At 64.9% G+C, this 26,912-nt stretch carries 26 protein-coding genes and 2 tRNA genes; 10 read left to right on the top strand and 18 right to left on the bottom strand.

From position 1 onward, the window contains the following. On the bottom strand, positions 1-291 hold the full coding sequence (locus IVA98_RS32360) for a YggT family protein (RefSeq protein ID WP_008539240.1): 291 nt from the start codon (positions 289-291) through the stop codon (positions 1-3). A gap of 187 nt (positions 292-478) precedes the next feature. Here IVA98_RS32360 and IVA98_RS32355 point away from each other — a divergent pair. After that, positions 479-554: transfer RNA gene (locus IVA98_RS32355), tRNA-Ala, on the top strand. 345 nt (positions 555-899) lie between these two features. On the opposite strand, the gene IVA98_RS32350 is transcribed toward IVA98_RS32355, so the two are convergent. From IVA98_RS32350 to IVA98_RS32320, 7 genes are all read right to left on the bottom strand, one after another. After that, entirely contained in the window at positions 900-1,712 is an 813-nt protein-coding gene (locus IVA98_RS32350; protein WP_247356416.1) for an enoyl-CoA hydratase, read from the bottom strand. 94 nt (positions 1,713-1,806) lie between these two features. After that, positions 1,807-2,607 (bottom strand): glutamine amidotransferase, encoded by an 801-nt coding sequence (locus IVA98_RS32345; protein WP_247299827.1) that lies wholly within the window; start codon positions 2,605-2,607, stop codon positions 1,807-1,809. A gap of 127 nt (positions 2,608-2,734) precedes the next feature. After that, on the bottom strand, positions 2,735-3,514 hold the full coding sequence (locus IVA98_RS32340) for an SDR family NAD(P)-dependent oxidoreductase (protein WP_247299826.1): 780 nt from the start codon (positions 3,512-3,514) through the stop codon (positions 2,735-2,737). A 202-nt stretch (positions 3,515-3,716) separates the two neighbouring features. Beyond that, positions 3,717-4,223 (bottom strand): tellurite resistance TerB family protein, encoded by a 507-nt coding sequence (locus IVA98_RS32335; protein ID WP_247299824.1) that lies wholly within the window; start codon positions 4,221-4,223, stop codon positions 3,717-3,719. A gap of 219 nt (positions 4,224-4,442) precedes the next feature. Further along, a complete protein-coding gene (locus tag IVA98_RS32330) occupies positions 4,443-5,852 on the bottom strand; it encodes an adenylate/guanylate cyclase domain-containing protein (protein ID WP_247299823.1) in 1,410 nt (469 codons plus the stop codon). A 51-nt stretch (positions 5,853-5,903) separates the two neighbouring features. After that, positions 5,904-7,271, bottom strand: coding sequence for a cytochrome P450 (locus tag IVA98_RS32325; protein ID WP_247356414.1), 1,368 nt, complete (start codon positions 7,269-7,271; stop codon positions 5,904-5,906). A 34-nt stretch (positions 7,272-7,305) separates the two neighbouring features. Next, positions 7,306-8,679 carry a hydrolase gene (locus IVA98_RS32320; protein ID WP_247356405.1) on the bottom strand — a complete coding sequence of 458 codons (1,374 nt, stop codon included), beginning with the start codon at positions 8,677-8,679 and terminating at the stop codon, positions 7,306-7,308. A 134-nt stretch (positions 8,680-8,813) separates the two neighbouring features. Between IVA98_RS32320 and IVA98_RS32315 the strand changes: the two genes are divergently transcribed. Beyond that, positions 8,814-10,502 (top strand): MFS transporter, encoded by a 1,689-nt coding sequence (locus tag IVA98_RS32315; RefSeq protein ID WP_247299816.1) that lies wholly within the window; start codon positions 8,814-8,816, stop codon positions 10,500-10,502. A gap of 55 nt (positions 10,503-10,557) precedes the next feature. Here the strand turns inward: IVA98_RS32315 and IVA98_RS32310 are convergent, their stop codons facing one another. Together IVA98_RS32310 and IVA98_RS32305 are read right to left on the bottom strand one after the other, a co-directional pair. Beyond that, complete coding sequence (locus IVA98_RS32310; RefSeq protein WP_247280007.1) at positions 10,558-10,773, bottom strand: cysteine rich repeat-containing protein; 216 nt, start codon at positions 10,771-10,773, stop codon at positions 10,558-10,560. Positions 10,774-10,939: 166 nt separating this feature from the next. Then, positions 10,940-11,233 (bottom strand): hypothetical protein, encoded by a 294-nt coding sequence (locus IVA98_RS32305; RefSeq protein WP_247299814.1) that lies wholly within the window; start codon positions 11,231-11,233, stop codon positions 10,940-10,942. A 269-nt stretch (positions 11,234-11,502) separates the two neighbouring features. Between IVA98_RS32305 and IVA98_RS32300 the strand changes: the two genes are divergently transcribed. Beyond that, positions 11,503-12,552, top strand: a complete 1,050-nt coding sequence (locus tag IVA98_RS32300) for a polysaccharide deacetylase family protein (RefSeq protein WP_247299813.1) — start codon at positions 11,503-11,505, stop codon at positions 12,550-12,552. A gap of 244 nt (positions 12,553-12,796) precedes the next feature. Here IVA98_RS32300 and IVA98_RS32295 read toward each other — a convergent pair. From IVA98_RS32295 to IVA98_RS32280, 4 genes are all read right to left on the bottom strand, one after another. Beyond that, positions 12,797-12,872, bottom strand: a tRNA-Thr gene (locus tag IVA98_RS32295). 97 nt (positions 12,873-12,969) lie between these two features. Further along, the gene (locus IVA98_RS32290) at positions 12,970-14,745 is read right to left on the bottom strand and encodes a heme biosynthesis protein HemY (RefSeq protein WP_247299810.1); all 1,776 of its coding nucleotides are present in this window, start codon (positions 14,743-14,745) and stop codon (positions 12,970-12,972) included. Positions 14,746-14,781: 36 nt separating this feature from the next. Next, positions 14,782-16,023, bottom strand: coding sequence for a COG4223 family protein (locus tag IVA98_RS32285; RefSeq protein ID WP_247299809.1), 1,242 nt, complete (start codon positions 16,021-16,023; stop codon positions 14,782-14,784). A gap of 72 nt (positions 16,024-16,095) precedes the next feature. Then, a complete protein-coding gene (locus IVA98_RS32280) occupies positions 16,096-16,842 on the bottom strand; it encodes a uroporphyrinogen-III synthase (RefSeq protein WP_247299808.1) in 747 nt (248 codons plus the stop codon). Positions 16,843-16,993: 151 nt separating this feature from the next. Here IVA98_RS32280 and tsaD point away from each other — a divergent pair, with 151 nt between their 5' ends. From tsaD to IVA98_RS32265, 3 genes are read left to right on the top strand one after another with little or no spacing between them, the layout of a single operon-like run. After that, the gene (gene tsaD, locus IVA98_RS32275) at positions 16,994-18,067 is read left to right on the top strand and encodes a tRNA (adenosine(37)-N6)-threonylcarbamoyltransferase complex transferase subunit TsaD (RefSeq protein WP_247299805.1); all 1,074 of its coding nucleotides are present in this window, start codon (positions 16,994-16,996) and stop codon (positions 18,065-18,067) included. 2 nt (positions 18,068-18,069) lie between these two features. Beyond that, positions 18,070-19,050, top strand: a complete 981-nt coding sequence (locus tag IVA98_RS32270) for an NAD(P)H-dependent glycerol-3-phosphate dehydrogenase (RefSeq protein ID WP_247299802.1) — start codon at positions 18,070-18,072, stop codon at positions 19,048-19,050. A gap of 2 nt (positions 19,051-19,052) precedes the next feature. After that, positions 19,053-19,472: an EVE domain-containing protein gene (locus IVA98_RS32265; RefSeq protein WP_247299799.1), complete on the top strand. Its 420-nt coding sequence runs from the start codon at positions 19,053-19,055 to the stop codon at positions 19,470-19,472. Between the two features lie 30 nt (positions 19,473-19,502). On the opposite strand, the gene IVA98_RS32260 is transcribed toward IVA98_RS32265, so the two are convergent. Further along, positions 19,503-20,582: an adenylate/guanylate cyclase domain-containing protein gene (locus IVA98_RS32260; protein ID WP_247299796.1), complete on the bottom strand. Its 1,080-nt coding sequence runs from the start codon at positions 20,580-20,582 to the stop codon at positions 19,503-19,505. A gap of 101 nt (positions 20,583-20,683) precedes the next feature. Between IVA98_RS32260 and IVA98_RS32255 the strand changes: the two genes are divergently transcribed. Beyond that, positions 20,684-21,139, top strand: a complete 456-nt coding sequence (locus IVA98_RS32255; protein ID WP_247299794.1) for an SRPBCC family protein — start codon at positions 20,684-20,686, stop codon at positions 21,137-21,139. A 12-nt stretch (positions 21,140-21,151) separates the two neighbouring features. Here the strand turns inward: IVA98_RS32255 and IVA98_RS32250 are convergent, their stop codons facing one another. Beyond that, positions 21,152-22,321, bottom strand: coding sequence for a DNA topoisomerase IB (locus IVA98_RS32250; protein ID WP_247299791.1), 1,170 nt, complete (start codon positions 22,319-22,321; stop codon positions 21,152-21,154). Positions 22,322-22,719: 398 nt separating this feature from the next. Between IVA98_RS32250 and acs the strand changes: the two genes are divergently transcribed. Both acs and IVA98_RS32240 read left to right on the top strand, forming a co-directional pair. Further along, entirely contained in the window at positions 22,720-24,666 is a 1,947-nt protein-coding gene (gene acs, locus IVA98_RS32245; RefSeq protein ID WP_247299789.1) for an acetate--CoA ligase, read from the top strand. Between the two features lie 330 nt (positions 24,667-24,996). Next, on the top strand, positions 24,997-25,512 hold the full coding sequence (locus IVA98_RS32240) for a L,D-transpeptidase (protein ID WP_247300060.1): 516 nt from the start codon (positions 24,997-24,999) through the stop codon (positions 25,510-25,512). Positions 25,513-25,567: 55 nt separating this feature from the next. On the opposite strand, the gene IVA98_RS32235 is transcribed toward IVA98_RS32240, so the two are convergent. Beyond that, positions 25,568-26,152, bottom strand: a complete 585-nt coding sequence (locus IVA98_RS32235; RefSeq protein WP_247299778.1) for a thermonuclease family protein — start codon at positions 26,150-26,152, stop codon at positions 25,568-25,570. Between the two features lie 100 nt (positions 26,153-26,252). On the opposite strand from IVA98_RS32235, the gene IVA98_RS32230 reads away from it, so the two are divergent. Further along, complete coding sequence (locus tag IVA98_RS32230; RefSeq protein ID WP_247299775.1) at positions 26,253-26,501, top strand: hypothetical protein; 249 nt, start codon at positions 26,253-26,255, stop codon at positions 26,499-26,501. A 145-nt stretch (positions 26,502-26,646) separates the two neighbouring features. Here the strand turns inward: IVA98_RS32230 and IVA98_RS32225 are convergent, their stop codons facing one another. Next, a complete protein-coding gene (locus IVA98_RS32225; protein WP_247279992.1) occupies positions 26,647-26,844 on the bottom strand; it encodes a DUF1674 domain-containing protein in 198 nt (65 codons plus the stop codon). Positions 26,845-26,912 lie beyond the last annotated feature (68 nt).

The following is a 26,912-nucleotide window of genomic DNA, read 5'->3' as shown; positions in this document are numbered from 1 at the left end:
CTAGATCACGTTCGGGTAGATGTAATACAGGATCACCCGCTCGATGAACATGATCAGCAGGATCAGGATGATCGGCGAGATGTCGAGGCCGCCGAGACTGGGCAGGAAATTGCGAATAGGTGCCAGCAGGGGCTCGGTGATCCGGTACAGGAACTCCGCCACCGCCGAGACGAACTGGTTGCGGGTGTTCACCACGTTGAAGGCGATCAGCCAGGACAGGATCGCGGACGCGATCAGCAGCCAGACGTAGAGATCGAGCACGATGATGACGATGTCGAGAACGGCACGCATGGTTTTTGAAAACTCTGGCTCCGGTCGGGATTGACGCCGCTGGCTTGATATCGGTTCCCCCCGACCCAAACAAGGGAAGTCGGCGCCCGGATGGCTAAAACCGGGTTATACCCGTCCTTGACTTGACCTTGGCGGGGACTTAAATGGCGCCCGGTTGTCGGCCGCATTCACCAGAGCGGCCAGCAAAGGGGCCATAGCTCAGCTGGGAGAGCGCGTCGTTCGCAATGACGAGGTCGGCGGTTCGATCCCGCCTGGCTCCACCACGCTTCGCCCTTCGGGCTACGCGTGGCGCAGCCACGAGGAGTCCGAAGAGCGAAGCGTGGTGTCCGGCGAAGCCCGAAGGGCGAAGACGGACCGTATCCGCAAATCGAAACAGCAATTAGCCAAGGCCCTTCAGGCTACGCGTGGCGCAGCCACGAGGAGTCCGAAGAGCGAAGCGTGGTGTCCGGCGAAGCCCAAAGGGCGAAGACGGACCGTATCCGCATCGAAACAGCAATTAGCCAAGGCCTCCGGGCTCCGCGTGGCGCAGCCACGAGGAGTCCGAAGAGCGAAGCGTGGTGTCCGGCGAAGCCCAAAGGGCGAAGACGGACTGTTCGAAGCTCCTGCCCCTATTTCCCCATAAACCGCGGTGGCCGCTTCTCCATGAAGCTTGCGACTCCTTCCCGGAAATCGCTGCCGTTCAGCGCCACCATCATCTCTCGGTTGGCTTCGATCGTCGCCTCGGCCAGCGTCTGGAACGGCACCTCGTAAAGCTGCCGCTTGATCACCGCCATCGCGCTCGGTGAGACCAAATCGGCGAGGTCGCGGGCATAGGCATAGGTCTCCTCGCGGAGTTTTTCCGGCGAGCAGAGCCGGTTCACCCGCCCGATCCGCAGCGCTTCCGCGCTCGGCACGCGCCGGGCCGAAAGCAACAGGTCCAGCGCATTGGCATGACCGACGATGCGCGGCAGCATCCAGGATATGCCGTGCTCGGCGATCAGACCGCGCCGCGCGAAGGCGGTCGTGAACACCGTGTTGTCGGCGGCAAAGCGCAGATCGCAATAGAGCGCGTGGACGAGGCCGATGCCCGCGGTCGCGCCGTTGAGCATGGCAATGATCGGCTTCTTGATCGATGGGTAATAGCCGTAGCGCGTCTGCCAATCCGGCCGGCGGTTCATGTCAAAGGGCGGCAGGTTCGAGGCGCGTCTGACGTCATCGGGATCGAGCCCCTTCAGCGCATCCATGTCGGCGCCGGCGCAGAAGGCGCGGCCCGCACCGGTGAGCACGATGACGCGGACATTGTCGTCGATGCTCGACGCTTCCATCGCGTGACGCACGTCGCGCTCCATGATCGGCGTCCAAGCGTTCATACGATCCGGGCGATTGAGCGTGATGGTTGCGATCTTATCGCTCACTTCATAGAGAATGTGCTCGTAGGCCATGGCGCTCTCCCTTTGCCGGCGCGTTCGTGCGCGCACGTTGACAGAGAGCCTAGCATATTCAGGGGAGAGGCAAGGGCTTCGCGCGAAGGCGCGATCACTCGGCGGCTTGCGCCAGCGCCGGCCGGCGCGCCAGCCAGCCATCGATGAAGTGATCGAGCCAGGCGCGTTCCGCGGCATCGTAGACGGCACGATCTGCAAAATGATGATGCCGCTGCCGCGCACCCGGCGCGCTGAAGCCATCATAGCCGCGCGTGGTCCAGCGACACATCATCGCGTAGGTCACGTCTGGATGAAACTGCACACCGAAGGCATTGCCCGTACGGAACGCCTGCACCGGAAAATCATCGCCCTCGGCAAGCAGCTCGGCGCCGACCGGAAGATCAAATCCTTCGCGATGCCAGTGGTAGACTTGCTCCGGCCAGTGCGGGCAGAGCGCATGTCCCGCGGCAGTGGGCCTGATCGGGTAGTATCCGATCTGGGCCAGCGCCTCCGCATGAGGCGCGACCCGGGCCCCGAGCTGCATCGCCAGCATCTGTGCACCTAAGCAGACGCCGAGGAACGGCCGCTGCTCGCGGAGCGGAATTTCGATCCAGTCGATCTCACGGCGGATGTAGTCGTCGGGATCGTTGACGCTCATGGGGCCGCCGAAGATCACGACGCCGGCATGCTGATCGAGCGTCTCGGGCAGGGCATCGCCGAAGCGCGGTCGCCGGATGTCGAGACGATGACCGAGCGCGCGCAGGGCGTTGCCTATTCGGCCGGGGCTCGAGGATTCCTGATGCAGGACGATCAGAACCGGGAGCCGGGCTTCGGAGGCGAAGGCGGCCGCGCCAGGCGTCCTCTTTCGGAGGGGCACCAATTCTGCGCGACGAAACCTGTCCGTCCGGAACGACATGGCCTCTGCGAGTGCTATCGGTTCAGACCGCCAGCATAGCTAAGCGATGGTTAACATCGTGTGAGTTCGCGCACACACCGGGATCAAAGCAAGCTCCGGGCCACTACCGGGCGCCTCAGGCTTTCTCTTAGTATCTGCGCCTCTGGAATCGGCTGGTCGCGGCCAGGATGAAGCCGCGCGGGAAGAAACGCAGCGCCAACGGCACAATCTTGATGCCCAGACCAGGCAGCACTGCCCGTTTGTTGGCCATCAGACCGCGATACGCATCGCGGGCCACCTCGGCGGCAGAGACGTTGAGAACCGCCGTATCATGTTGGGATCCGACACCGGCGCGAGCCTGGAATTCGGTTGGCACCGGGCCCGGGCAAAGCACGGTGACGCGGACGCCGCGCGGTGCAAGCTCCGCCCGCAGCGCTTCGGTGAAGGAGATGACATAGGCCTTTGAGGCGTAGTAGACGGCCATGCCGGGGCCAGGCAGAAAGCCGGCGACAGATCCGACATTGAGAAGACCGCCCCTGTTCTTGATGAGCTGATCGGCAAAGCGCAGCGACAGATCCGTCAGGGCCCGGACATTGACATCGACGACGCCGAGCTGCTCAACGCGATCGCGCTCGATCGCATCACCGAACACGCCGAAGCCGGCATTGTTGACGAGATGATCGAGCTCGACACCTTCAGCGGCAAGCGCTGCCGCGATCTTGTCGCCGGCATCCGCTTCCTCGAGATCGCAGGCGATCACGATCGGTTTCTTGCCGCCCTTGGCGGCCAGCTCAGCGGCGAGCGCTTCCAACCGGTCTGCCCGGCGCGCGGTCAATGCGAGGCGATGCCCGTTGGCGGCAAACACGCGCGCCAGCTCCATGCCGATACCCGCCGAGGCACCGGTAATCAGCGTCACCCGCTCAGTCACGATCGAAGTCTCTTGAATTCAAGTTTTTGGCCCCGCAATGGTGGAACGAGAGCATAGGCCACGCGCGACATGCAAGCTGCGCCGCCAGCATGGCCGCTTGAGCAGAACGACAGGCCGCGCTGAAAAACCTTTGATTTGCAGGCGAATTCGGCGCAGGCGGCGAATAAATTAAAGTTTCGTCATGTCTCCGCGCAGGCCGCGATCAGTCGAGGCCAGAGCCGTCAGCCGCGACCGCGGTGTCCTTGACCTGACCACCGGCTCGGTCCGCGACCGCGTGCTTCAAGTCGATCCGGTCGCGCTGCGAAATCCCGAGCAGATCGGAGGCGCGCCAGACGACGTTGTCCTCGAACTCGCTGACCTGGCCGTCTGCATAGACCAGCTCCCACATCATCCGCACGATGCGCTTGCGACCCTCTTCGTCGAGCGAGCGCATGATGACGCTGGTGAAATGATAGAGATCGACCGCCTCGCCCTCGACCTGGGTGGCGTCGGCGATCAGCCGGTCCGCAGTGCCGCGATCCAGCCCAAAGTGGCTTTCGATCAGGCTATGTAGTTTACGTTGCTCGGCTGCGCTCGGCTGACCGTCCAGCGAGACCACGTGAATCAGCAGCGCCGTGGCTGCCAGCCGATAGTCGCTATCGCCAAATGCGCGAGTCTGGTCGTGGGGAGCAACAATGTCGGCGATGAATTGGCGCAGGCCGTCGAGCATAAAGTCCTACCGAGATCGATGAAGCCGCGAGGGGCGGATGTTACCAGCATTATATGAGGCGCAAATTCAACCGGCGCAATGTGCGTCAGTTCCGCGCGCTGCATTACGTTTCGGCAATCTGCCGGTTGGCGTTATGCCCGGTCCGATCGGCGCTGGAGGATGTAGCGCGCATCCGCCGCCACGCCCTCATTGCGACGGAGCGCATGTCGGACGCATCCCTCACGGTATCTCGTACACCACCATCTTGTCGGCAATGCCGCGCAGAGCCGCCTGCTTCTGGATCGGCTTGATCTCGCGCTGCTGAAGGATTTCGGCAACCGCCGGCACGTCGAGCACTGGACCGGTGATGTGGATCTCCTGCGCGGTCGACAGGCTTTGCACGCGCGCGGCGATGTTGACGGTCTGGCCGAAATAATCCTGGCGCTCGTTGAGCATCACCGCGAGGCAAGGCCCCTCATGAATACCGATCTTGAGAATGAGATCGTTGGCGCCGCGCTCCTTGTTCAATTCATCCATGGCGGCGCGCATGCGCAGCCCCGCGGTAATTGCGTGCTCAGGTCTGACGAAGGTCGCCATGACAGCGTCGCCGATTGTCTTCACCACCGCCCCCTTCTCGGCGGCAATGATCTCCAGCAGCGCACGAAAATGCGCGCGCACGAGGTCAAAAGCACTGAGATCACCGACTCGCTCGTATAGCGCCGTCGACCCCTTCAGGTCAGTGAACAGGAAGGTCAGCGACGTGATCTTCAATCGCTGGTCGACATTGAGGTTGTCGGCCTTGAAGACGTCGCGGAACGTCTGATTGGACAGCATCCGCTTGGCCGTCAGAATGGGCTTGCGCTTGCCGATCATCTCATGCAGCGCATCGGCGGCAATCCACACCGAGGGCAACACGCGATTGCCTGATTGATTCTCGAGCGTGAGGCGCAACGGTCCGGGGCGCATCACAGTGGTCCCCGTAGGCGCCTCTAATTTGTTGAACATGATCGAAAGCTGCTGACGTTCGCTCGTCGGCTCACCCTGAACATCCAGGAAATGGGCGGAATGCGTCACCGGCTCGAAGACGATGACGAACTGGCTAGGAAGCTTCAGCGAGAGGATCGCCTTTTCGCCGGCAGGCAATTCGAGCGCTTCCAGCGTCACTTCGTTGATCAGGCGCGAGAACGATTCATCGTTGATGTCGACCCCAGAGCTCCAGAACATCTGCCGCACATATTCCCAGATCGGCAATGTGTCGGGATCGTGGGCACCGATTCGGCGGACGCGCGGACTGACGGTAAAAGCCACCTCGACCATCTCATCGACTGACGCCTCGTACCCAGCTGCACAGAGCGCACAGTTGTAGTCTTCATGCTTCAGGGATTTCAACGTCGTATGCGCACCCAGAACTCCTCCGCAGCCGGGACACAGCACGTTCCAGCTCATGTCGAACAGGCCGAGCCGCGATGCGTGCAGGAATCCAGAAATGACCTTCTCCTGATCGAGCCCGGCACGATCGGCAAAATCCAGCACGTTGATGCGGTTGAGGTCTCGATCCTGACCATTGGCGATCAGTTGCGCAATCGCGTCGACCACCTTGGCGTCGGCGGTCTGCTTCAGAACGGAAAACTGGGCCTGGATGTCGCTCATGGCGGGGGCTCTGTCTAAGGTGGATCACGCCATCGGCCAGACGAGCGTCCGTTACCGACGCGTGATGCGTAACATGGGTGAGTGGTCTGGCTGCGTCGTGACGACGCCATGCGGAATCACGGGAACGGTATCGGCAAGCTCGACGCGGAACGCGCCGATCAGCCGGGCCAGCGCCAGCACCGATTCGGCTTGCGCAAACGGCGCGCCGATGCAGACGCGGGGGCCCGCGCCGAACGGCAGATATGCGAAGCGATCAGGCGGCTCTTTCGCCATGAAGCGCTTTGGAATGAACGCGTTCGGCTGATCCCACAATTTCTCGTGCCGGTGCAAAAGCCACGGCGCGATCATGATGATGTCGCCCTTGCCGATCTCGATGCCGGCCGCGTTGTCCTTCTCGCGCGCGGCACGCGCGACCAGGAAGGCGGGCGGATAGAGCCGCATGGTCTCCTCGATCACGGCACGGGTGAATTTCTGCCGCTCGATGTCGGCCATGCTGTCGAGATGTTCGCCGCGGGTCTCGGAGGCGACCTCCTCCTGCGTGCCAGGGTCGAGCGACAGCAGATAGAGCGCCCAGAACAGCGCCGTCGCCGTTGTCTCGTGACCCGCCAGGATCATGGTTGCGACCTCGTCGACGAGCTGTCCGTCGGAAAAGCCCTTGCCCGTTTCAGGATCGCGGGCCTCGTCCATGAGGTCGAACAGGTCACGCGGCGGCGCGCCGTCCTTCTTGCCCGCCGCGCGCCGTTCGGCGACCAGCATGGCAACGAATTCGGTCCAGCGCTTGCGAAAGCGCGCTCGTGCAAGATCCATCGGGCTCGGCCAGGACACCGGCAGCACCATGTCGAGGAAATAGGGCCGTCCCAGCCGCGCGGCATATTCCATGATGAAATTGCGCAAGCTCGTGCCATGGCGGTCCATACCGAACGAGAACATCGTGCGTCCGGCGATCTCGAGCGTCATGCGCTGCATGACCTCGCGCAGATCGACCGGCTCGCCGGTTCGCGCGTCGAGCTTCGCAATCGCTTCGTCGAGCACCGCGGTCATGTGCGGGACGAGATTTGCGGTAGCGCGCGGCGTGAAGGCCGGGGCTAGCGTGCGGCGCTGAAACGTCCAGGAATGACCTTCCGCAATCAGGAGGCCGTCACCGAGCACCGGGCGCAGCATGCGGATGCCCGCCGGCGTGCGCGTATAGTTCTCGTAATTGCTGAGCAGGACGTGCCGGATCGCGTCCGGCTGGTTCAGGATGAAACTGTTGCGGAAAAAAAAGCGGCCCGGGATGACGTCTTCCTCATAGGCGCGCTGCCCCCAGGACGCGATCATGTTCTGGCGGATCACCGCGAGCTTGCCAAAGAACGACATATCGTCCGGCGCACGCGGCGGGGTCGGAGGGATGATGGGCCGACGCACGCTGGCGATGTTCATGGCTCTCTCCCGCGGAAGTGACGCAAGCAAACAGCTAATAAGTCAGCTCGGCAATCGCAATCCTGTTCTCAGAGGCGGGCCAGGCGCGTGCCACAATCCGTTCTTCGCCAAACTGGGCCACGATGTTACGCCCGACCTCGCTCGCCGGAAGCCGCAGGGTTGCTGCCGCATCCGTGGGCACGCCCGATTTGACGTCGGCCGGCTCCTTGCCGTCGAGCAGCACCACGTCGCGTGGCAGACCGAAATAGCCGCGCGGCCGAGACATGATCACGACAGCTCCTGCGTCCTTGTCAGCCGGCCCGAGCGGGCGCGCGGGCCGCAGGTGCACGACGTCCGACGAGCGCGGGAATGGCGAGCGGTAGATGTGCGTCGTCGGCGCGTCGGGCGATGCCAGGACGAATTCGAGCGACCAGGTGGGATCGACCTGGACCGGTCCCCAGCGGCCATCGGCACCGGTTTTTGAGCTGTGCAGCGCACCGCCCTTGCGCTCTCCCGTCTCGGGATCGACGCGGAAGACCTCGACGGTTGCGCCGGCCACCGGACGGTTGGTCGGCACGCCGCCCGGCGTGCCCGTGACCAAACCGCTCAACTTCACGCTTGGCTCCGGCACAATCGCGATGCGCATCGGCTCGCGGCCGGCGACGAACTTGTAGATCTCGCGAAATGCGCGCGGATGAAACGCAACCTCGCGATGATCGAGCGCACCGAGCACGAGGTTGGTGGCGCCCTTCAGCTCCGGCCCCTCCGCGGTAACACCGGTCGGGACGCCGGGGTTTCCGATGAAACGGCCGTCGGCTTGGGCATATTTGTCCAGGCCGTCACTGCGCAAGGTGAGAAAAGCTGTGCCCGCCGTCACCTCGCTCTCGCCCTCGTTCAAGCCGCGCAGGAATGCGCCGCGGCCATTGAACTCGTTGTTGGGCTGGTCGTCGGTCGCGAACACGCCGTGATTGGGCGTGCCACACAACACGGCGTGGCTGACATCGCCGGCACCGCCATTTTTGATGACGTTACGGATCGCATAGCCACCGCGGGAGCTGCCGATCAGCGCCACGCGCGGCGCGCCGGTACGGCGCTTCAGGTCAGCGATGGCGGCGGTGAGCTCGCGGCGCTGGTCTTCGGTCGAGGACCGGTTCGCCTGCTCGACCTTGTCGTCGCTGCGCGCCAGCGGATCGGTGAAATTGATCGCCGCCATGCGATCGCGTGCGACGCCGTTCGATTCCATCCGCCACAAAGTCGTCATCCAGAGCGCGTCGTAGTCGCCGTTGCCGTGGACCAACAGGATCGGCGGCAGCTCAGTGCTTGGCGTGGCGGCCGGTGCGGTTTGGGCCATCGCGCCCGCCCGCAAGCTCGCAACTGCGAAAGGCAAGCTGCTGACCCCTTGCAGGATCGTCCGTCGCGACAGCTTCATCTGTTCCTCCCCGGCAAACGCCTCTTTGCACCGCTTATACCGGCCTAACCACTGGACAGCGAAGGACTTTCGCGGGCATCACTGAATTTGCCGGAATCGCCAGGACCATTTCTGCCAGACCGTTTGGAAGGGATATGACCGAGCAGAGCAACCGCCAGAAAATTGTCGCCGAACGCATCACCGCGCCGCTGCGGTACACCGTATTCCGGCGCATCTGGCTTGCCAGCCTGCTCTCCAATCTCGGCCTCCTGATCCAAGGCGTTGGTGCCGCCTGGGCGATGACGCAGATGGCGGCCTCGGCCGATAAGGTGGCGCTGGTGCAAACCGCGCTCATGTTGCCGATCATGCTGATCTCGATGCCGGCGGGCGCCATCGCAGACATGTATGATCGACGCATCGTCACTCTGGTCTCGCTGTCGATCGCGCTGGTCGGCGCGAGCGCGCTCACTGTGCTGGCCGGCCTTAATCTGATCACGCCAGAATTGCTGCTCGCCTTTTGCTTCGTCGTCGGCAGCGGCAATGCGCTGTTCGGCCCCGCCTGGCAGTCCTCGGTGAGCGAACAGGTGCCGCCCGACGCACTGCCCTCGGCCGTCGCGCTCAACGGCATCAGCTACAACATTGCGCGCAGCTTCGGTCCCGCAGTTGGCGGCGTGATCGTCGCTGCGCTCGGCGCGGTGGCGGCGTTCGCCTGCAACGCGATTCTCTATCTGCCGCTGCTGGTGGTGCTGCTGCTCTGGCGCCGCAACACCGAACCCTCGCGCCTGCCGCGAGAGAAGCTCAACCGCGCGATGGTATCGGGCTTCCGGTACATCACCAATTCACCGCCGATCAAGATCGTGCTGTTGCGCACGCTGGTGATGGGCCTGATCGGCGGGGCCGTGATGGCGCTGATGCCGCTGGTCGCGCGCGACCTCTTGCATGGCGGCGCGCAGACCTACGGCATCATGCTCGGCGCCTTCGGCATGGGGGCCGTGATCGGCGCGCTCAACATCCATGAATTGCGCAAGCGCATGAGCGGCGAAGCCGCGATCCGCGCCTGCACCATCTCGATGGCGTTTGCGATGGCCGCGCTCGGCTTGAGCACGGAGCCGGTGCTGACGGCAACCGCGCTGGTGCTGGCCGGCGCGGTCTGGATGGCCGCGATCGCGCTGTTCAATATCGGCGTGCAGCTCTCGGCGCCGCGCTGGGTCGCGGGCCGCTCGCTCGCGGCGTTCCAGGCCTCGATCTCGGGTGGTATCGCGATCGGCGCCTGGGGCTGGGGCCATCTCACCGACTATGCCGGGGTCGAGGTCGCACTCCTGGTCGCGGCCGGCCTGATGCTGATCTCGCCGCTGCTCGGCGTCTGGCTAGCGATGCCGCGCGTCGGCGCGCGCAATGAGGATGCCGAGGTGCTGGCCGATCCTGAGGTGAAGCTGTCGCTGACCGGCCGCAGCGGGCCCCTGGTGGTTGAGATCGAATACCGCGTAAGCCAAGAGAATGCCCGCGCCTTCCACAATGTGATGCAGGACGTACAGCTCTCCCGGCAGCGCAACGGCGCCTATGGCTGGTCGATCGCACGCGACATCGCCGATCCGGAATTGTGGACCGAGCGCTATCATTGTCCGACTTGGCTCGACTACTTACGCCAGCGCAACCGTTCGACTCAGTCCGAACGCGCGCTGCATCAGGAAGCCATGGCCTTCCACATCGGCCCCGAGCCGGTGCGGATCCGGCGCATGCTGGAGCGTCCGTTCGGCTCGGTGCGCTGGAAGGAGGACACGCCGGACCGCGCCAATAGCGAAGTGCTGCCGGTGGTCGCGACCGCGGCGGGGAGCAGCACGTAAGCCTCACGTTCGTCATTCCGCAGCGCGCCGTCAGGCGCGAGGCCGGAATGACAGCTTACTGCCCGTGATCCGTCAGCACCTTGTCGCAGCCTTTGCTCAGCCGGGTGCGGTTCTGCTTCAGGCAGGCGAGCACGGCGCCATCGCCATTGTTCATCACGGCGCGGCAGAAGCGACTGACATCACGCGCGCAGGCATCGTGGCCGGGCTGCTGCTGCGCGGACGCGGCCGATGCGCACAGGAGCAAAGAAATAACGAAAAGAAATCTAGCCATCGCGTAATGCCTCTTACCCGGAAGAAATGTGCGGGCGAAGCTAGTGCGATGGTCCTAAGGCCGCAACGGCTTTGTTGAGTGGCTGCAACGTGCCGCCGCATGGCCCCGGCTTGACGCCGGGGCACATCGCGAGGGGAGCTATCCGACGCAACGATCGCCGTGTTGCTTACTGCTTGTCCTGCGTGTCAGCGACCTTGCGCGACGCGCCCTTGGCGAGGTCCTTGTCCATCACCGCGCGGCAGCCGGCGCTTAAGTCAGAACGATGCTTGATCATGCACGCCGTGATCTTCGGGATATTGGGAATGTCCGCGGAGCAGAGTCGGAAGGCATCGCCAGTGCACATCTGCTGCGCTTCGGCCGAGAAGGCGAAGCCCGAGGTCGTCGAGACGGTCGACACGATGGCGGCAAAGCACAGGGCCAGGTTGGTGTCGCGGATCCTGCTGGAAAACGACTTGGTCATTTGAAGCTCCCATTGGCACCGTCGGAACGGCGCCGGTTGTTGATGGGAACTACGATGCTCCGGCCAAACCGTTTCCACCGTGATGATGGTCACGGGAGGCACAGCCTCTGTGACCTCAGTCACTTTGGCGCACTTCCACTTTGGCGCACCTCGCTGAAATTCCTGCGCGACCGGCGTCGCGTTGGTGTCACGTTAACTGTTCCTTCGCATTAATGGCTCGTCGCGCGGGAAATTCCGCCGGTTTGGTTGCGTAATTGGAAAGAATAGCGATGCGTAATGCGTTGGGCCTGATGCTGGCCAGTGTAGTTGCGGCGGTCGTGATCGCCGCCGGCGGTTGGTTTTATTATTCCGCGCGCGCCGATCAGGGCGCCCCCAAGACAGTTGCAGCCCGTGCCGCCGATCCATTGCCGGCACCGGCGAAGCTCGCCGCCAAGGATGACGTCGAGACCACCGCGGCGATCGCGGCCAAGCCGGCGGCAGCTGCCCCATCGCCCGCCCCGGCCATGCCGGTGCAGCAGAAACAAGCCTGCGCCAATCCGAATGCGCTGGGTGTTGCCCGCGTGGTCGAGATCGACACCACAGGCGGTCCCGGCTTCGGCTTCGAGCACTTCAAGCAGTTCGACTTTCTGACCGAGAAGGAGGTCGTGCTGACCTTCGACGACGGTCCGTGGCCGGTCAATACGCCCGCGGTACTCAAGGCGCTCGCGGATGAATGCACCAAGGGCCTGTTTTTCTCGGTCGGCAAGCACGCAACCTATCATCCGGAGATCCTGCGCCAGGTGCTGGCCCAGGGCCACACGGTCGGCACGCACACCTGGTCGCATGTCAACCTCAACAGCAAGAAGATGACGGAGCAGCAGGTCAAGGACGAGGTCGAGAAGGGCTTCAGCGCAGTGAGATTCGCGCTCGGCACCAATCCGGCGCCGTTCTTCCGCTTCCCGCAGCTTCAGCACAATCCGGCGATGGTGACCTATTTCGGCACCCGCAATGTCGCGATGTTCTCGACCGACATCGACTCCTTCGACTTCAGGAAGGGCGCCACGCCGGAGAAGATCGTCGAGACCGTGATGACCAGGCTGGACAAGCTCGGCAAGGGCATCATCCTGATGCACGACTTCCAGAAGCACACCGGCGAAGCCATGCCGGGGCTGCTCGCGCGGCTCAAGGCCGGCGGCTACAAGATCGTGCAGATGAAGGCCAAGACGAGCCTCCAGACGCTGCCGGAATATGACGAGGCGTTGCTGAAGGACCTGAAGGTGCCGACCTCAGGCACGAACTCCCGCCCGATATCGAGTGTGGTGCAGACGGTCTCGCAGTAGGCGATCACCCGCTCAGATAGCTTCAACTTGCGCTGTGGCCGGGCTCGTCCCGGCCATCCACGTTCTTGGGCTCTCGTCAACAGCTCGGGACATGGCGGCGAGAGCGCGGGCCGAGCAACAATGGGGTGTGCCATCAATGCGTGAAGAACCCTGCAACCCTCGACAACCCGTTCGGCACGAGGTTGTCACCCATGTCTCAGGTACGACCTGTTACCTATGTGTCCGGGCTAGACAAAAGGGGCGCTGGTGCCGCAAGAGGGATTCGAACCCCCGACCCCGTCATTACGAATGACGTGCTCTACCGACTGAGCTATTGCGGCGAACCCAGCCGGAGCCAGGACGATGCCGGCCCCGATACGCGCGCCCCTGATATCGGGCATGGCCCGAATTGGCAAGGACAAGCGTTCGAAATGGGCCTCATGCGCCCCAGCGAGACCAGAATCCGCGCCACCCGCCGGCCTGGGCCTTTGGCGTGCCGATTTGTTCCGTAAATTCGTCGCTCGGACCCTCGTCGTCGACCCCGGGATCATCCGGCGCGCGCACGATCGGGATCACGGCGGGGATGGGGGCCGGTCCGGGTTTGCCAATATCGGCACGGCTCCGGAAGACCGGCGTTGCCGCCGGCGGCGATGATTCGGCAGGCGCGGGAGCCGGATCAAGCGGCTCGGAAGGCGCGATCGTTGGCTCTTCCTTGGCAGCCTCCTTGGGGGCTTCCTCGGGAGCTTTCTCGGAACCTTCCTTGGCCTGAGGAGGGGAATTGTCCTGGGCGGCGAGGGCGGGGGCCGTCTCCAGCGGTTCCACCGGCGCCTCGCTGGCCACGGTCACTCGCTTCGGCGGGGGCGCCGCCAGCATGGCCTCCTCGAAGGCCGAGGATTCGATCGTGGTGCCCTTGTCGGAAGGCAGGCTCGCGACCGGCGTCTGCCATTGGAAGGCGTCGAGACGGCCGGTGACCGGAGAGACCGGGCGCCAGCGGTCGCTGACATAGCCGTCCGCAGTCCAGGCTGGATCGAGGCGGGCCCGCACCGCACGCAAGGTCCACGCGCGCGCACGGCCGCCATCGCCATGCTCGGTACGCTCGATCTCGGCCATCAGCAGCGCGACGCGCTGGGTCGGATCGTTGAGATACGGTGCGAGCACCTCGCGCGCGCGGGCGAACTCGGCGGCATCGATCGCAGCGCGCGCGATCGCGAGCTGGCCCTCGACATGGCCGGGCTTGTCGGCAGGCGTCTTGGCCGCGAGCGTCTCGACCCGCTGCAAGCGCTGCCGGGCGGAATCGCCGAGCTTCACATGGGCATAGGCTTCCGCAAGATCGGGATGCGGATTGGCGAGCCAGGCGGCCTCGATCAGCTTCATGGCGCGGCGCACCTGATGCGCCTCGCTCTCGAACCTTGCGGCGAGCACCGCGGCCGGCACCAGGGTCGGCGCGAGCTTGATCGCCTCCATCACGCTCTCGCGCGCGACGTCGCGATCCATGGTTTCCAATTCCAGCGCGCGGGCGGTGAGCAGGACGCCGCGCTGCCGGCGATAGGTACCCTTGTCGATCAGACCCGCGGACAGATTCGAATCGAGGATCGCGAGCGCGCCGCCCCAGTCGCCGCGCGCGCAGCGGAAGCCAAGCACGGCATGGGAGGCCCAGGTCGAGGACGGCGACAGCTTGATGGCTTCCTCCGCGATCGTCACGGCGCCGAGCGCATCGTCGGCGCGCTGCGCCTCGATGAACAGGCCCCGCAGGCCGAGCAGCCGCGTGTCCTCACGCTCGGTCATGGCGCGGAAGACGCGCTGCGCTTCGTCGCGATTGCCTTCGAGCTGCGCCGACTGCGCGTGCAAGAGCAGCGCGAGCGGATCGTCCGGCGCATGCCGTCGCGCCGCTGCCGCATGTCGACGGGCAAGCGCGGTGTCGCCATGACCGATCGCGAGCAGGCCGTGAGTGATAGCGTGGCGACCGCGGGCATGGCGCTTCTCATGACGACGGCGGCGCAGACGCCCCGGCATGCGCCACATCATGGTCAAGACGCTCCAGACCAGCACGATCGCGGCTGCGAAGATGCCGAGCCCGAGCACGAACCCGGGAAAGGTCGTCGTGGCACGGAGACCGCCCCAGGTCAGGACCAGATCGCCGGGCTGATCGGCAACCCAGGCTCCGCCGGCCGCCGCCAATGCGATCAGAATGAGAAAGAGGACGATGCGAAGCATGGCGATCCCTATACGCGCCGATCGTTGCGCGAATCTTTATTGAGCAGGCTTGGCTGGATCAGATTTGGCGAGATCCGCCATGGCATCGTCGGCGAATTTGCGGGAGGCGGCGAGCGCGGCGTCGCGAGCATCGGCCTTGTCGAGCCAGGCTTGCGCGGCAGTGCGATCAGTCTCCGGAAGCGACTTCAGCTCGCGACGCGCCTCCGCCACATCGTTGCGCAGCGCCGCCGAGGTGATGCGCGCCACGATCGCACCGCGGTCATTGCCGATGCCGTCGGTGCGTTCGATGCGGACGAGCTTCGACGCGCCCGCCTGGAGACGCTCGACGATACCGGTACCGCCGGTCTGGGTTTCCGCCGGCGGCGACAGCTTCGGCACGATATTGAGAAGCTCGCGGCTCAGCGCGACCGGCGTCGGGATGCCGGACGATGCAAAGGCGTCGAGCGGCTTCAGCATATCCGGCTTTGCCGCCAGCGATCGCGCCGCTGCCAATTGCTGTTGATAGGGATCGCCATGGCGAACGGCGACGTCGAGCAGGGCCGCCGCCACCACATGGCGCAGCGGCTTGTCGTCCATCGTCCTGGCATCGGCGATCTTCTCGCCTTGCTGCGCGAGCTCGGCCCGTTCGGTCCTGCTGGCGCGCTCGAGCTGCGCGATGCGGTCGTTGAGCGTGGCAAAATCGGGCGCGGCAGCACCTGGAGCGGATTTCACGTCGTTCAGTGCGCTCGCAGTCTTGTCGGATTGTGCGCGCAGATTGGCGATATCGCTGCGCAGACTGCTGACGGACTTCTCCAGCGCGTCGATCCGCGCCGTCATCGCCGGATCGGCGACGGGCTTGCCGGCCTTGGCTTCGACTGCGCTCACACGCCCGCTGAGCGCATCAACCGTCGCGCTCGTGACTTGCGGTGCGGCAGGCGGCGCCTGCACCGCGGGCCAGCCCAGCATCCAACCGACCGCAATCACGATTGCCGCTGCGACAGCGCCGGAGAGCGGGGCAACGACCCAGGGCGAAATCGGCTGCGATACGGGCGCGGATGCCACAGCGGCCGGCGCCTCGTCACGTTCCGGCTCAGCGTCAGCAAGTTCGGACTTTGCCGGCTCGGATTGTGCCGGCTCGGGCTCGGCGTGCTCCGGCGTCGGCTGAGCCTCGGGCTCGCCCGCCGCCTGCTGCGGCTGGGTCGAGACTTCGCTCGCCTCGAGGTCGATGGTGGGCGGGGCACGCTTGGCACGACGGCTGTCGGGGGCCAATCCTGCGTCTTCAGGCTTGTCGTCGACCATCGTGACGGTTCCTCACATCCATACCTTGCACAGATCCTTCGGATCCGATTGCGTCGGATTCGGCTCGACCTCTTACGCCAAACGGGTGCGCAAAGCACGCTCCAAGGTGTCGAATAAGGCATTTTCGTCCGGCGTCGCCGCCACCAGAACCTGCGACGCGCCGGCCTCTCGCAGCACGCCGGCAACCGTCTCGGACAGGCAGCATTGCGGTATAGCCAGCGCCGAGATTTCGACACCTTCGTCCCGCGCCGCCTCCAGGAACGCCCGCGCGCTGCGCCGGGAGTAGTGCAGCACCGCCTCGATCCCATGGGTGGCAAAGCCCTCGCAAACTTCTCGCGGCAGCAACTTGACCGGAGCCATGCGATAAGTGGTCTGCGTGACCACATTGAATCCTTCGGCGCTGAGCTCGGCGCCGAGATCACGCGACAGATCCGCACCCGCCAGATAAAGCAGCGTGCTCCTTTTCTTCAGCACCTTGTCGCGTGCACTCTGCACCACCTTGTCGCGCAAGGCCGCGGCGTCGCCACCGGCAACGATCACCTCGGCAAAGCCGGCGTCGCGTGCCGCAATAGCCGTGTGCTCGCCGACCGCAAACAGCGGCAAGTGCAACAGACCAAGGCCCGGCAATTGCGGCGCGACGCCGCGGATCGCATTGGCCGATGTAACGATGATGCCGTTATAGCTCGTCTCACTCTCGTCATGAAAGGCGACCGGCTCGAACTTGAGCACCGGCGCAAGCAGCACCACATGCCCTCGCGCGCGCAAACTCGCCGCCGTCGCCTCATTGTCGGGATGTGGTCGTGTGACGAGAATGGACATCGCTTGGTGTTCCCGAGCCATTTGACGGTGGCCATTTGCGAGGGCGGCCGCGCGTGACGATTGCGCAAGCCGTGCCCGGAATGCTACCGGACGTACCAGAACTCTGCTTTACGGATGAGCGCAAGGGCGCAAGTTGGATAACAATTCGCCAATGCTGGTATTGGGCATCGAAACCACGTGCGACGAAACCGCCGCAGCCGTGGTCGAGCGCGCGCATGACGGTAGCGGCAAGATCCTGTCCAACATCGTACGGTCGCAGGTCGAGGAGCACGCCCGCTTCGGCGGCGTGGTACCGGAGATCGCCGCCCGCGCCCATGTCGATCTGCTCGATGACATCATCGGCCGCGCCATGAGTGAGGCCGGCGTCGGCTTCGCCCAGCTGGGAGGGGTCGCGGCGGCCGCGGGTCCGGGGCTGATCGGCGGCGTCATCGTTGGGCTCACCACCGCCAAGGCGATCGCGATGGTGCACGACACCCCGCTCATCGCCGTGAACCACCTGGAGGCGCACGCGCTGACGCCACGTCTCACCGACGGGATCGAATTTCCCTATTGCCTATTTCTCGCCTCGGGCGGACATACCCAGATCGTTGCGGTCACCGGCGTCGGCAAGTATGTGCGGCTCGGCACCACAGTCGACGACGCCATTGGCGAGGCCTTTGACAAGGTCGCGAAGATGCTGGGCCTGCCTTATCCCGGCGGTCCGCAGGTCGAGCGCGCGGCGGCAAGCGGCGATGCGATCCGCTTCGCCTTTCCACGCCCGATGCAAGGGCGCCCCGACGCCAATTTCTCGCTATCCGGTTTGAAGACGGCCGTCCGCAACGAAGCAAGTCGCATCGCCGAGCTCACACTGCAGGACATCAGCGACCTCTGCGCGAGTTTTCAAGCCGCCGTGCTGGAGTCGACGGCCGACCGGTTGAGCGTCGGTCTAAGACATTTCCGCGAGCGGTTCGGCGCGCCGCGCGCGCTCGTGGCCGCCGGCGGCGTGGCCGCCAATCAGGCGATCCGCGGGGCCCTGCACGACGTCGCGCAGCAGGCCGGGACCCAGCTGATCATGCCGCCGCCCGAGCTCTGCACCGACAATGGCGCGATGATCGCCTGGGCCGGCGCCGAACGCCTCGCGCTCGGCATGACCGATACGATGGACGCGCAGCCCCGCGCACGCTGGCTGCTCGATGCCAACGCGACGGCACCGGCGGGCTACGGCAACACGCGAGCGGGATTCTAGTGATGACCGCGTTCGATTCCGTCGCCGTGGTCGGGGCAGGTGCCTGGGGCACGGCTCTCGCAATTGTGGCGGCGCGGGCAGGACGGAACGTGATGCTGTGGGCGCGCAATGCCGAACATGCGACGCGGATTGCCTCGACGCGCGACAATCCGCGGCTGCCCGGCGTGCGGATCGCTGCGGAAATCGTCGTGACGAGCGATCTGGCGCTCGCCGCGCGCGCCGACATGCTGCTGATCGCAACGCCCGCGCAGCACCTGCGCGGCGCGGTCAACCTGCTGGCTTCGCACATTGCAAGGCCGGTACCCGTCGTCGCCTGCGCCAAGGGCATCGAGCACGGCACCCACAAATTCATGACCGATGTGATCACCGAAGCTGCACCGGGCGCGCAGCCGGCGATCCTGTCAGGCCCGAGCTTCGCCGACGATGTCGCGCGCGGCCTGCCGACCGCGGTAACGCTGGCGGCGAAGGAAGAAGCGCTGGCTACCAGGCTCGTGCAGGCGCTGGGCTCGCCGACATTCCGGCCCTATCATTCCACCGACATCCGCGGCGTCGAGATCGGCGGCGCGGCCAAGAACGTGCTGGCGATCGCGGTCGGCATTGCGGTCGGACGCGAGCTTGGCGCCTCGGCCCAGGCCGCGCTCACGACCCGCGGCTTTGCCGAACTGACACGCCTCGGTCGCGCGCTTGGTGCGCGCAGCGAGACCCTCACGGGCCTGTCCGGCCTCGGTGATCTCATTCTGACCTGTTCGAGCCCGCAATCACGGAATTTCGCGCTTGGCCTCGCACTGGGCCGCGGTGAGAACCCGCCCGCAGGCAAGCTTGCCGAGGGCGAGTCCACCGCGCCGGTGCTGATCGAGCTTGCGGCTTCGCAAAACATCGAGATGCCGGTATCGGAAGCGGTCGCTTCGATCCTGAGCGGCCGGAGCACAATCGACGCCGCGATCTCGGGGCTGTTGACGCGCCCCTTCAAGGCAGAGGAATGAACATGGCTTATTGGCTGGTGAAATCCGAACCGTCGGTGTGGTCCTGGGACCAGCAGGTGGCGAAGGGCGCCAAGGGCGAGGCCTGGACCGGCGTGCGCAACTTCACCGCGCGCCAGAACCTCGTCGCCATGAAGAGGGGCGACAAGGCGTTCTTCTATCATTCCAACGAGGGCAAGGAGATCGTCGGCATCGCGGAGGTCATCAAGGAAGCCTATCCGGATCCGACCGACAAGACCGGCAAGTTCGTCTGCGTCGACATCAAGGCCGACAAGCCCCTGAAGACACCGGTGACGATGGCGGCGATCAAGGCCGAGAGGAAGCTCGCCGACATGGCGCTTGTGAAATATTCGCGCCTGTCGGTGCAGCCGGTGACGGCGGAGGAGTGGAAGCTCGTCTGCAAGATGGGTGGGATGTCGTCCTAGGTACGTAGCCCGAATAAGCGAAACTCGACCCTACGTCTCCGGCAGCGCAAACACCTCGCACGGCGCGGCGATCCCACGCAGCGAATGCGATCCGAGCGCGATCAGAGGCATGTCCGTCTCTGCAGCGAGCGCGCCCGACACCAGCACGGTCCGCCCCAACGGCTTGCATAACCCTTCGAGCCGGCTGACGAGATTGACGGCGGGGCCGATCGCCGTGAAATCGAGCCGGTTGGCAGCGCCGATATTGCCCCAGAGCATCTCGCCGAGATGGAGGGCGGCACCGAACGCGAGCGGCGGCGAGCCGTTGCCGCGGCGCTCCTCGTTGAGATAGGCCATCCCGGCTTCGGCCGCGCTCGCGGCGCGCAGAGCGGCCTCGCAGGCACGCCGCGGTGACGCTTCGACCACCGGAAAGATCGCCAGCACGCCGTCGCCGATGAATTTCAGCACCTCGCCGCCGAAGGCGTGAACGGCGCCGGCGATGCGGTCGAACCAGGCATCGAGCGCTGCGATGACATCGCCCGGCGGACTTGTCTCCGACAAACCGGTGAAGTTGCGCAAGTCGGCATAGAGCAACGCGGCCTGAATGGTGTCGCCAAGATCGCGCCGCAGCGGCGCCGCCAGCACCCGCTCCGCACTGCGCTTGCCGAGATAGGCGTCGAGCGTCGCCCGCAACGTGGCACGCGCGGCGAGCACGGCGAGCGGCGTCGCGGCAAAACGTGCAGCCTGACGCAATCGTTCGATCTCGTCCGAGGTGAACGGACGCGGCCCGATCCACCCGAGCAAAGGCCCATCGGCCCGTCCGACGATGTCTTCCTGCACCTCACCGCCCGCGATATCGCGCAGCCAGCGGCGGCCGGCATCGTTCGGCGGGTCCGGTGCCAGGCCGCCCGGCGCAAAGCCGAGCGCTTCGATCACCCGGCCGGTATCGGCGCGCCACAACCAGGTCCGCTTCGCGATCAGCGGGTGAGGCACTTCCAGGGTCAGCGCGCCCGCTGCAAGCGGCACGCCATCAGCGACCAAATGTGCGCCGAGTTCCGCAAGCAGGCGGTCCGCCCCAACACTATCTGCGGCGGCATCGACAAGCCAGGCGAGGGTCGGGGAGAGGTGCATGGCTCAATCATGACGAAAGCGCGCCGTCTTTGTCACGGGCAATCCTTGACGGGCCGCTCCGGCCCCGCCATGTCCGAGTGTGAGCCCAGGGATGATCGCCAATGACCGAACCGTTCATAGTGCGACGCGAGACCCAGATCGCCGCCCCGCGCGCGACTGTTTTCGCCTATCTGACCGACCCCGAGAAGATTTTGAGCTGGATGGGTTCCGACGCGACCACGGAGCCGCATCCCGGCGGGCTCTATCTTCTGAAGGGCGTCGGCCCGCGCGGCGGCGTCGCCCGCGGCGCTTTCCGCGAGGTCGTGCCGGTGCATCGTCTCGCCTACACGTTCGGCTGGGAGGGCGGCCAGGAAGTGCCGCCCGGCTCGAGCCTGGTCGAGATCGATCTGATTGAGCAGGACGGCGGCACGTTGCTGCGGATGACCCACAGCGGCTTGCCGACCGCAGAACAGGCCGCCGCACATGCGACGGGGTGGGCACACTATCTGGAACGGCTCACCACGGCCGCTGCGGGCGGCGATCCCGGTCCGGACCGCGGCGTTTCGAACAAAGCGTAGCCGACAGGCGGATCAGACCGCCGCGGTCGCCACCACTTGCGCCAGAAGCTGCTCGCGCCTCGCCTGCGAGCGCTGGCCCTTCATGGTCGCGGCAAAGCGTTCGAGGATGCCGTCCTCGAAGGCGGTGACGATGGTGTCGTGGACGTAGCTCTTGCGGCAGATCGCCGGCGTGTTGGAGAGCTGGTCGGCGGCGGCGCGGATTGCGTCAAGCACCTGCTTCTTGCGGCCACGCTGGCTGGTCGCCGGCGTGATCCGCGACAGCGATTCCACGACCACGGCGGACGCCATCAGCGTGCGAAAATCCTTCAGCGAGATCTTGATGCCGGCGATCTCGCGCAGAAACGCATTCACCTGCGTGGTATTGACCGCGCGCACGATGCCGTAGGCATCGCGATACTGGAACATGCGCTTGCCCGGAACGCGCTGCAAAATGCCGATGGCGCGGACTAGCTTGGCTGCGTCGCACTCCTTCCGCACCGCCTTGCCGCCCTTCGCCTTGAAGGTCATCACAAAGCAATCGTCTTCCAGCGTGACGTTGGACTTGAGCAGCGTGGTGGCGCCGCGAGTGCCGTTGAGACGGGCGTAGGATTCGTTGCCCGGACGGATCGCGGTGCGGGCGATCAGTTCGATGACGGCCGAGAGCGCGAATTCGCGCGTCGGCTCGTCGCCCGACAGGAACGCCGAGACCTTGCGCCGGATTTTGGGCAGCGCGCCGACAAGCTTCTCCAGGCGATGCGCCTTGCGGTGCTCGCGGACCTTCTCCCAATCGGCGTGATAGCGATATTGCAGCCGACCCGCGGCATCGCGTCCCACGGCCTGGAGATGCGAGCTCGGATCGGCGGAGTAGCGCACCTCCCGGTAAGCTGGCGGCACTGCCATGGCGTGCAGCCGGCGGATGGTGCGGGCGTCGCGGATATGGGCCCCGTTCGGGCGGACGAAGGAATAGCCCTTGCCGCGCTTGATGCGCCGGATGGTCAGCTCGTTTTGGTCGCTGAGCCGTAGGCCGAGTTCCCTTGCGAGCGCCTCGACGGTTGCCGCCGGCCTCGTGTCGAAGGTCTTTTTGGGGCTGGAACGCCTGAAACCAGCTGGTTTCGGCCATTGTCCAAGGGCTTTGGCGAGGGCAATGGCCGCAGGATCGGCTGAAGCGGGCCGCATCGTCCCGAGATTCTGCTGATCCATCATAGTGTTAAGCCTTGGCCCTGTGTCTTACCGTTCAATGCCGCTGTTCTGATTTTTGTTCCTGGGGTCTCTTTGGACCCGGGTTGGCCATTTAGGGTGTTCCGAACCGTATTGCGAGTCCTGAATCAGTGATAGGCGGTTGCCAAATACCTCGAGACGGCGCATGCGGCTCTGCACGCCGCTATTTCGGCGATCTGGGTAAAGAGCCGAAAGGCGCCCTTGGCCGGCTTCAGATTTGCGCCAGCCGCCATCGCGGACCTTGATCCTCCGCATGGTCGGCCGCCCGCCGAAGGTCCAGCTTGTGCTCCTTGTCGGGTCCGGTTAGCCCGACGCATAATCGTTCAGCGATCAAGTCGGCTTGCCAATCGCATGCGTTCGGCTTGCCGTATGTGGAGGGAAACATGTCCGAGAAGATCTACGACGTACCCGCAGAGTGGGCGAAGCGGGCCTGGGTCGACCAGGCCAAGTACAGGGACATGTATGCGCGCTCGATCTCGGACCCGAACGGTTTTTGGGCGGAGCAGGCCAAGCGCATCGACTGGATGAAGGCGCCGACGAAAATCGAGAACGTCTCGTTCGCGCCCGGCAACATCTCGATCAAATGGTTCGAGGACGGCGTTCTTAACGTCGCCCATAATTGCATCGACCGGCATCTGGCCAAGCGTGGCAACCAGACCGCGATCATCTGGGAAGGTGATGATCCCTCCCAATCCCGTCACATCACCTACAAGGAGCTGCACGACGAGGTCTGCCGGATGGCGAACATCCTGCGCACCCGCAACGTTGGGAAGGGCGACCGCGTCACCATCTATCTGCCGATGATCCCGGAAGCGGCCTATGCGATGCTGGCCTGCGCGCGAATCGGCGCGATCCACTCCGTGGTGTTCGCCGGCTTCTCGCCCGACAGCCTCGCCCAGCGCATCAATGACTGCCAATCCAAGGTGATAATCACCGCGGACGAAGGCCTGCGCGGCGGCAAGAAGGTGCCGCTGAAGGCCAATGTCGACGCGGCGCTCGCCAAAACCGACGGCGTCGACTGGGTCGTCGTGGTCAAACGCACCGGCGGCAAGATCGACATGAACCCGACGCGCGACCTCTGGTACCACGAGGCGGCGGCGATGGTGACGACGGAATGCCCGCTTGAGCACATGCATGCCGAGGATCCGCTGTTCATCCTCTATACCTCGGGCTCGACCGGCCAGCCCAAGGGCGTGCTGCACACCTCGGGCGGCTATCTCGTGTTCGCCTCAATGACGCATCAATACGTCTTCGACTATCACGACGGCGACATCTACTGGTGCACCGCCGACGTCGGCTGGGTCACCGGTCACAGCTACATCCTCTACGGGCCGCTCGCCAACGGCGCGACCACGCTGATGTTCGAAGGCGTGCCGAACTATCCCGATAATTCCAGGTTCTGGAACGTCATCGACAAGCACAAGGTCAACATCTTCTACACCGCGCCGACCGCGATCCGCGCGCTGATGCAGTCCGGCGACGAGCCGGTGAAGAAGACCTCGCGCGCCTCGCTTCGTCTGCTCGGTTCGGTCGGCGAGCCGATCAATCCGGAAGCCTGGGAGTGGTATCACCGTGTCGTTGGCGACGACCGCTGCCCGATCGTCGACACCTGGTGGCAGACCGAGACCGGCGGCATCCTGATCACGCCGCTGCCGGGCGCAACAAAACTCAAGCCGGGCTCGGCGACGCAACCGTTCTTCGGCGTTGTGCCGGAGATCGTCGATGCCGACGGTAGGGTGCTCGAGGGCGAGGCCACCGGCAATCTGTGCCTGACGCGATCCTGGCCGGGCCAGATGCGCACGGTCTATGGCGACCATGCCCGCTTCGAACAGACCTATTTTTCGACCTACAAGGGCAAATACTTTACCGGGGATGGCTGCCGGCGTGACGCCGACGGCTATTACTGGATCACCGGCCGCGTCGACGACGTCATCAACGTCTCCGGCCATCGCATGGGCACCGCGGAAGTCGAGAGTGCGCTGGTCGCGCACGAGAAGGTGTCGGAGGCGGCCGTGGTCGGCTTCCCGCACGACATCAAGGGCCAGGGCATCTACGCCTATGTCACGCTGATGGCCGGCGTCGAGCCGACCGACGATCTGCGCAAGGAGCTCGTGACCTGGGTGCGCAAGGAGATCGGCCCGATCGCCTCGCCCGACCAAATCCAGTTCGCCCCGAGCCTGCCCAAAACCCGCTCCGGCAAGATCATGCGCCGCATCCTGCGGAAGATCGCTGAGGACGAGCCGGGCAGCTTAGGGGACACCTCGACGCTGGCCGATCCCGCCGTGGTCGACGACCTCGTCAAGAACCGGCAGAACCGGAAACAAGCATAGGCTCAACCCATCGTCATTCCGGGGCGGTCCGCAGGACCGAACCCGGAATCTCGAGATTCCGGGTCACGCTGTCGCGCGCCCGGAATGACGCGGCTCACATCCTCACGCACTCGTCAGCATGCGCGACGCACGTCCGCCTCTTTCCCGCCGAGTGTTGTTTTCAAGTCATTTACTTTATTTCGAACATTTCCTTTGTTCCCCCCGCTGGCTGGCACTTGGCGGCCGTGCGTGGAAACCATCCGGTTAACAAGCGCGGTTAGGAATGTCTGGGCAAGCCGCAATTGCCGGGTTTGCGTGGTTTGGACGATCCTTTCGGGGCAAGGGAAAATGATATCGATGAGGATTGCGGTGGCGCTGGCCGCCACCATCGGGGTCGGGGTCTTGATGTCGACGGCGGCCGAGGCGCGGCCGGAAATGGTCGGGACGAACCTGGCCGATTATTCGCCGGGCACGATCGTGGTCAAGACCAGCGAGCGGCGGCTCTATCTCATTCTCGATAGCGGCCATGCCGTGCGCTATCCGGTTGGCGTCGGCAAGGCCGGCAAGCAATGGGCCGGCACGACCAAGATCGACGGCAAGTATCTCAATCCGGCCTGGGCACCGCCTGCCGAGGTGAAGCGCGACAAGCCGAACATTCCCGACGTCATCCCGGGCGGCTCGCCTCGCAACCCGATGGGCGTTGCGGCGATGACGCTGTCCGGCGGCGAATATGCGATCCACGGCACCAACGTGCCGGGCTCGATCGGCGGCTTCGTCTCCTATGGCTGTATCCGCATGCTCAACGACGACATCACCGATCTCTATGGCCGCGTCCCCGTGGGCACGACGGTGGTCGTCACGCACTGATCGAAGAGACCGGGAGAGGATTGCGAAAGCCGCGTCTTGCGACGCGGCTTTTTTGTTACCAGAAACGCCAGCCCCGCGCGCACCAGCCGTCGCGATGGCCGCCATTGTAACTGCGCACGTAACCGCCCGCGAGCAGCGTGGCCGCGACGTTGGCAGTCCGCCGGGTCGCGACATCAGCGAGAATGCGTCCGTATTTGTCGGGTCCGAGATTGGAAATCGTCACGTCCCCCTGACCGAGCAGATTGCGCAGCGCATCGGTGGCGGCTTCGGCCTTGTTCAGCTCATCCTGGCAGGATGCCTTCAGTTCCGGCGCATCGATGCCGCGCAGGCGAACCCGCACAACGAGATGGCCGCCGCTGCGCTGATGCACGCGCGCCAGAAACGTGTCGCCGTCGACAGTGCGGATGACCTCGACCGGCTGGCGAGCGCCAGCATCTCCCGCCTGCTGGAGGACGACTTCGGTGGTCTGGCGTTCGGGCCCATGCGGGACGGGCCAGTTCGTGCCGTGCCGGAAGGCAAGCACGACAGCCGTCACGACGCCGACCACGAACATCCAGGGCAACAGTCCGGAGAATCGGCGATGGAACGGAGAGCCGCCGAACTGCGGCCGATAGGCACTAGGGCGATTGGGCAGGCGCATCCAGCCAAGCTAGGGCTGAGTCGGGGAAACGGACAAGTGCGACGCTCCAGATGCGACAATTCCGATCGACAGACGAGCCCTGCAGGAAAGTTCCACTTTCATGGATTGTCGACTCGATGGGCGAGGCAAACGAATTCGCGGTGCGGCGGGAGCGGATCGTGTCGCCAACTTCGCGCTCGTCGGCGGCGCATTCGTCTTCTCGGTGCTGAACATCGCCGGCCCGATCGTCGCACCGCGAGGTGCTGTTACAGCTCGCGGTGGCAAGAAGACAATCGAGATTCCCTGTTTCGGTCGTGGTGACGGGATCGGCGACGACGCGCATGCGGCCAAAACATTCAAGGAAGCCTGATCGGCATCGAGCAGATGGAATCCGAGCAGAGAATAAGCAAGCCGCGCGGGCAAGTTCATCGAGATCATGTCGCCTGTCGCTCACCGAGCGCGAGCATCGCGATCTGTGATGGCCACGGCGGACATCCCGCTGGACCAGCAAGGGCTCAAAAGTCGGAAGCGATGCCCTTGCTCTCCCAATCGCCGTAGCGAGTGGGCTCTGGTCCCTTGGGTCCCTGAAGCTCCTTCGGCCGCGCTTTGGCTTCGGCTGCCGCGGCCTGCCGTCGCGCCTCGGCTTCAGCCAGCGCGCGCTGGGCTGCGGGCGGCAGCGGCTTGCGATCGGGAACGGAAGGCTGGTCACTCATCGTGCGGCTCTTCTAGCGCAGGACGGCCCGCAGCGCGACGTCCAATAACGCATCCCTGAAATGGGGCC

Source organism: Bradyrhizobium sp. 160, from assembly GCF_023073735.1.
GTDB lineage: Bacteria > Pseudomonadota > Alphaproteobacteria > Rhizobiales > Xanthobacteraceae > Bradyrhizobium.
Note: the sequence above shows the minus strand (reverse complement) of the source record. Positions and strands in the feature narration are given on the sequence as shown.

Coding starts and splice junctions, on each gene's coding strand:
- acs (WP_247299789.1), top strand. CDS start 22,720: ATGTCCGAGAAGATCTACGACGTACCCGCAGAGTGGGCGAAGCGGGCC.
- IVA98_RS32250 (WP_247299791.1), bottom strand. CDS start 22,321: ATGATGGATCAGCAGAATCTCGGGACGATGCGGCCCGCTTCAGCCGAT.
- IVA98_RS32285 (WP_247299809.1), bottom strand. CDS start 16,023: ATGGTCGACGACAAGCCTGAAGACGCAGGATTGGCCCCCGACAGCCGT.
- IVA98_RS32305 (WP_247299814.1), bottom strand. CDS start 11,233: ATGACCAAGTCGTTTTCCAGCAGGATCCGCGACACCAACCTGGCCCTG.
- IVA98_RS32255 (WP_247299794.1), top strand. CDS start 20,684: ATGACCGAACCGTTCATAGTGCGACGCGAGACCCAGATCGCCGCCCCG.
- IVA98_RS32280 (WP_247299808.1), bottom strand. CDS start 16,842: ATGTCCATTCTCGTCACACGACCACATCCCGACAATGAGGCGACGGCG.
- IVA98_RS32320 (WP_247356405.1), bottom strand. CDS start 8,679: ATGAAGCTGTCGCGACGGACGATCCTGCAAGGGGTCAGCAGCTTGCCT.
- IVA98_RS32350 (WP_247356416.1), bottom strand. CDS start 1,712: ATGGCCTACGAGCACATTCTCTATGAAGTGAGCGATAAGATCGCAACC.
- IVA98_RS32260 (WP_247299796.1), bottom strand. CDS start 20,582: ATGCACCTCTCCCCGACCCTCGCCTGGCTTGTCGATGCCGCCGCAGAT.
- IVA98_RS32290 (WP_247299810.1), bottom strand. CDS start 14,745: ATGCTTCGCATCGTCCTCTTTCTCATTCTGATCGCATTGGCGGCGGCC.
- IVA98_RS32310 (WP_247280007.1), bottom strand. CDS start 10,773: ATGGCTAGATTTCTTTTCGTTATTTCTTTGCTCCTGTGCGCATCGGCC.
- IVA98_RS32325 (WP_247356414.1), bottom strand. CDS start 7,271: ATGAACATCGCCAGCGTGCGTCGGCCCATCATCCCTCCGACCCCGCCG.
- IVA98_RS32330 (WP_247299823.1), bottom strand. CDS start 5,852: ATGAGCGACATCCAGGCCCAGTTTTCCGTTCTGAAGCAGACCGCCGAC.
- IVA98_RS32345 (WP_247299827.1), bottom strand. CDS start 2,607: ATGTCGTTCCGGACGGACAGGTTTCGTCGCGCAGAATTGGTGCCCCTC.
- IVA98_RS32315 (WP_247299816.1), top strand. CDS start 8,814: ATGACCGAGCAGAGCAACCGCCAGAAAATTGTCGCCGAACGCATCACC.
- IVA98_RS32265 (WP_247299799.1), top strand. CDS start 19,053: ATGGCTTATTGGCTGGTGAAATCCGAACCGTCGGTGTGGTCCTGGGAC.
- IVA98_RS32300 (WP_247299813.1), top strand. CDS start 11,503: ATGCGTAATGCGTTGGGCCTGATGCTGGCCAGTGTAGTTGCGGCGGTC.
- tsaD (WP_247299805.1), top strand. CDS start 16,994: ATGCTGGTATTGGGCATCGAAACCACGTGCGACGAAACCGCCGCAGCC.
- IVA98_RS32235 (WP_247299778.1), bottom strand. CDS start 26,152: ATGCGCCTGCCCAATCGCCCTAGTGCCTATCGGCCGCAGTTCGGCGGC.
- IVA98_RS32270 (WP_247299802.1), top strand. CDS start 18,070: ATGACCGCGTTCGATTCCGTCGCCGTGGTCGGGGCAGGTGCCTGGGGC.
- IVA98_RS32335 (WP_247299824.1), bottom strand. CDS start 4,223: ATGCTCGACGGCCTGCGCCAATTCATCGCCGACATTGTTGCTCCCCAC.
- IVA98_RS32360 (WP_008539240.1), bottom strand. CDS start 291: ATGCGTGCCGTTCTCGACATCGTCATCATCGTGCTCGATCTCTACGTC.
- IVA98_RS32225 (WP_247279992.1), bottom strand. CDS start 26,844: ATGAGTGACCAGCCTTCCGTTCCCGATCGCAAGCCGCTGCCGCCCGCA.
- IVA98_RS32230 (WP_247299775.1), top strand. CDS start 26,253: ATGGATTGTCGACTCGATGGGCGAGGCAAACGAATTCGCGGTGCGGCG.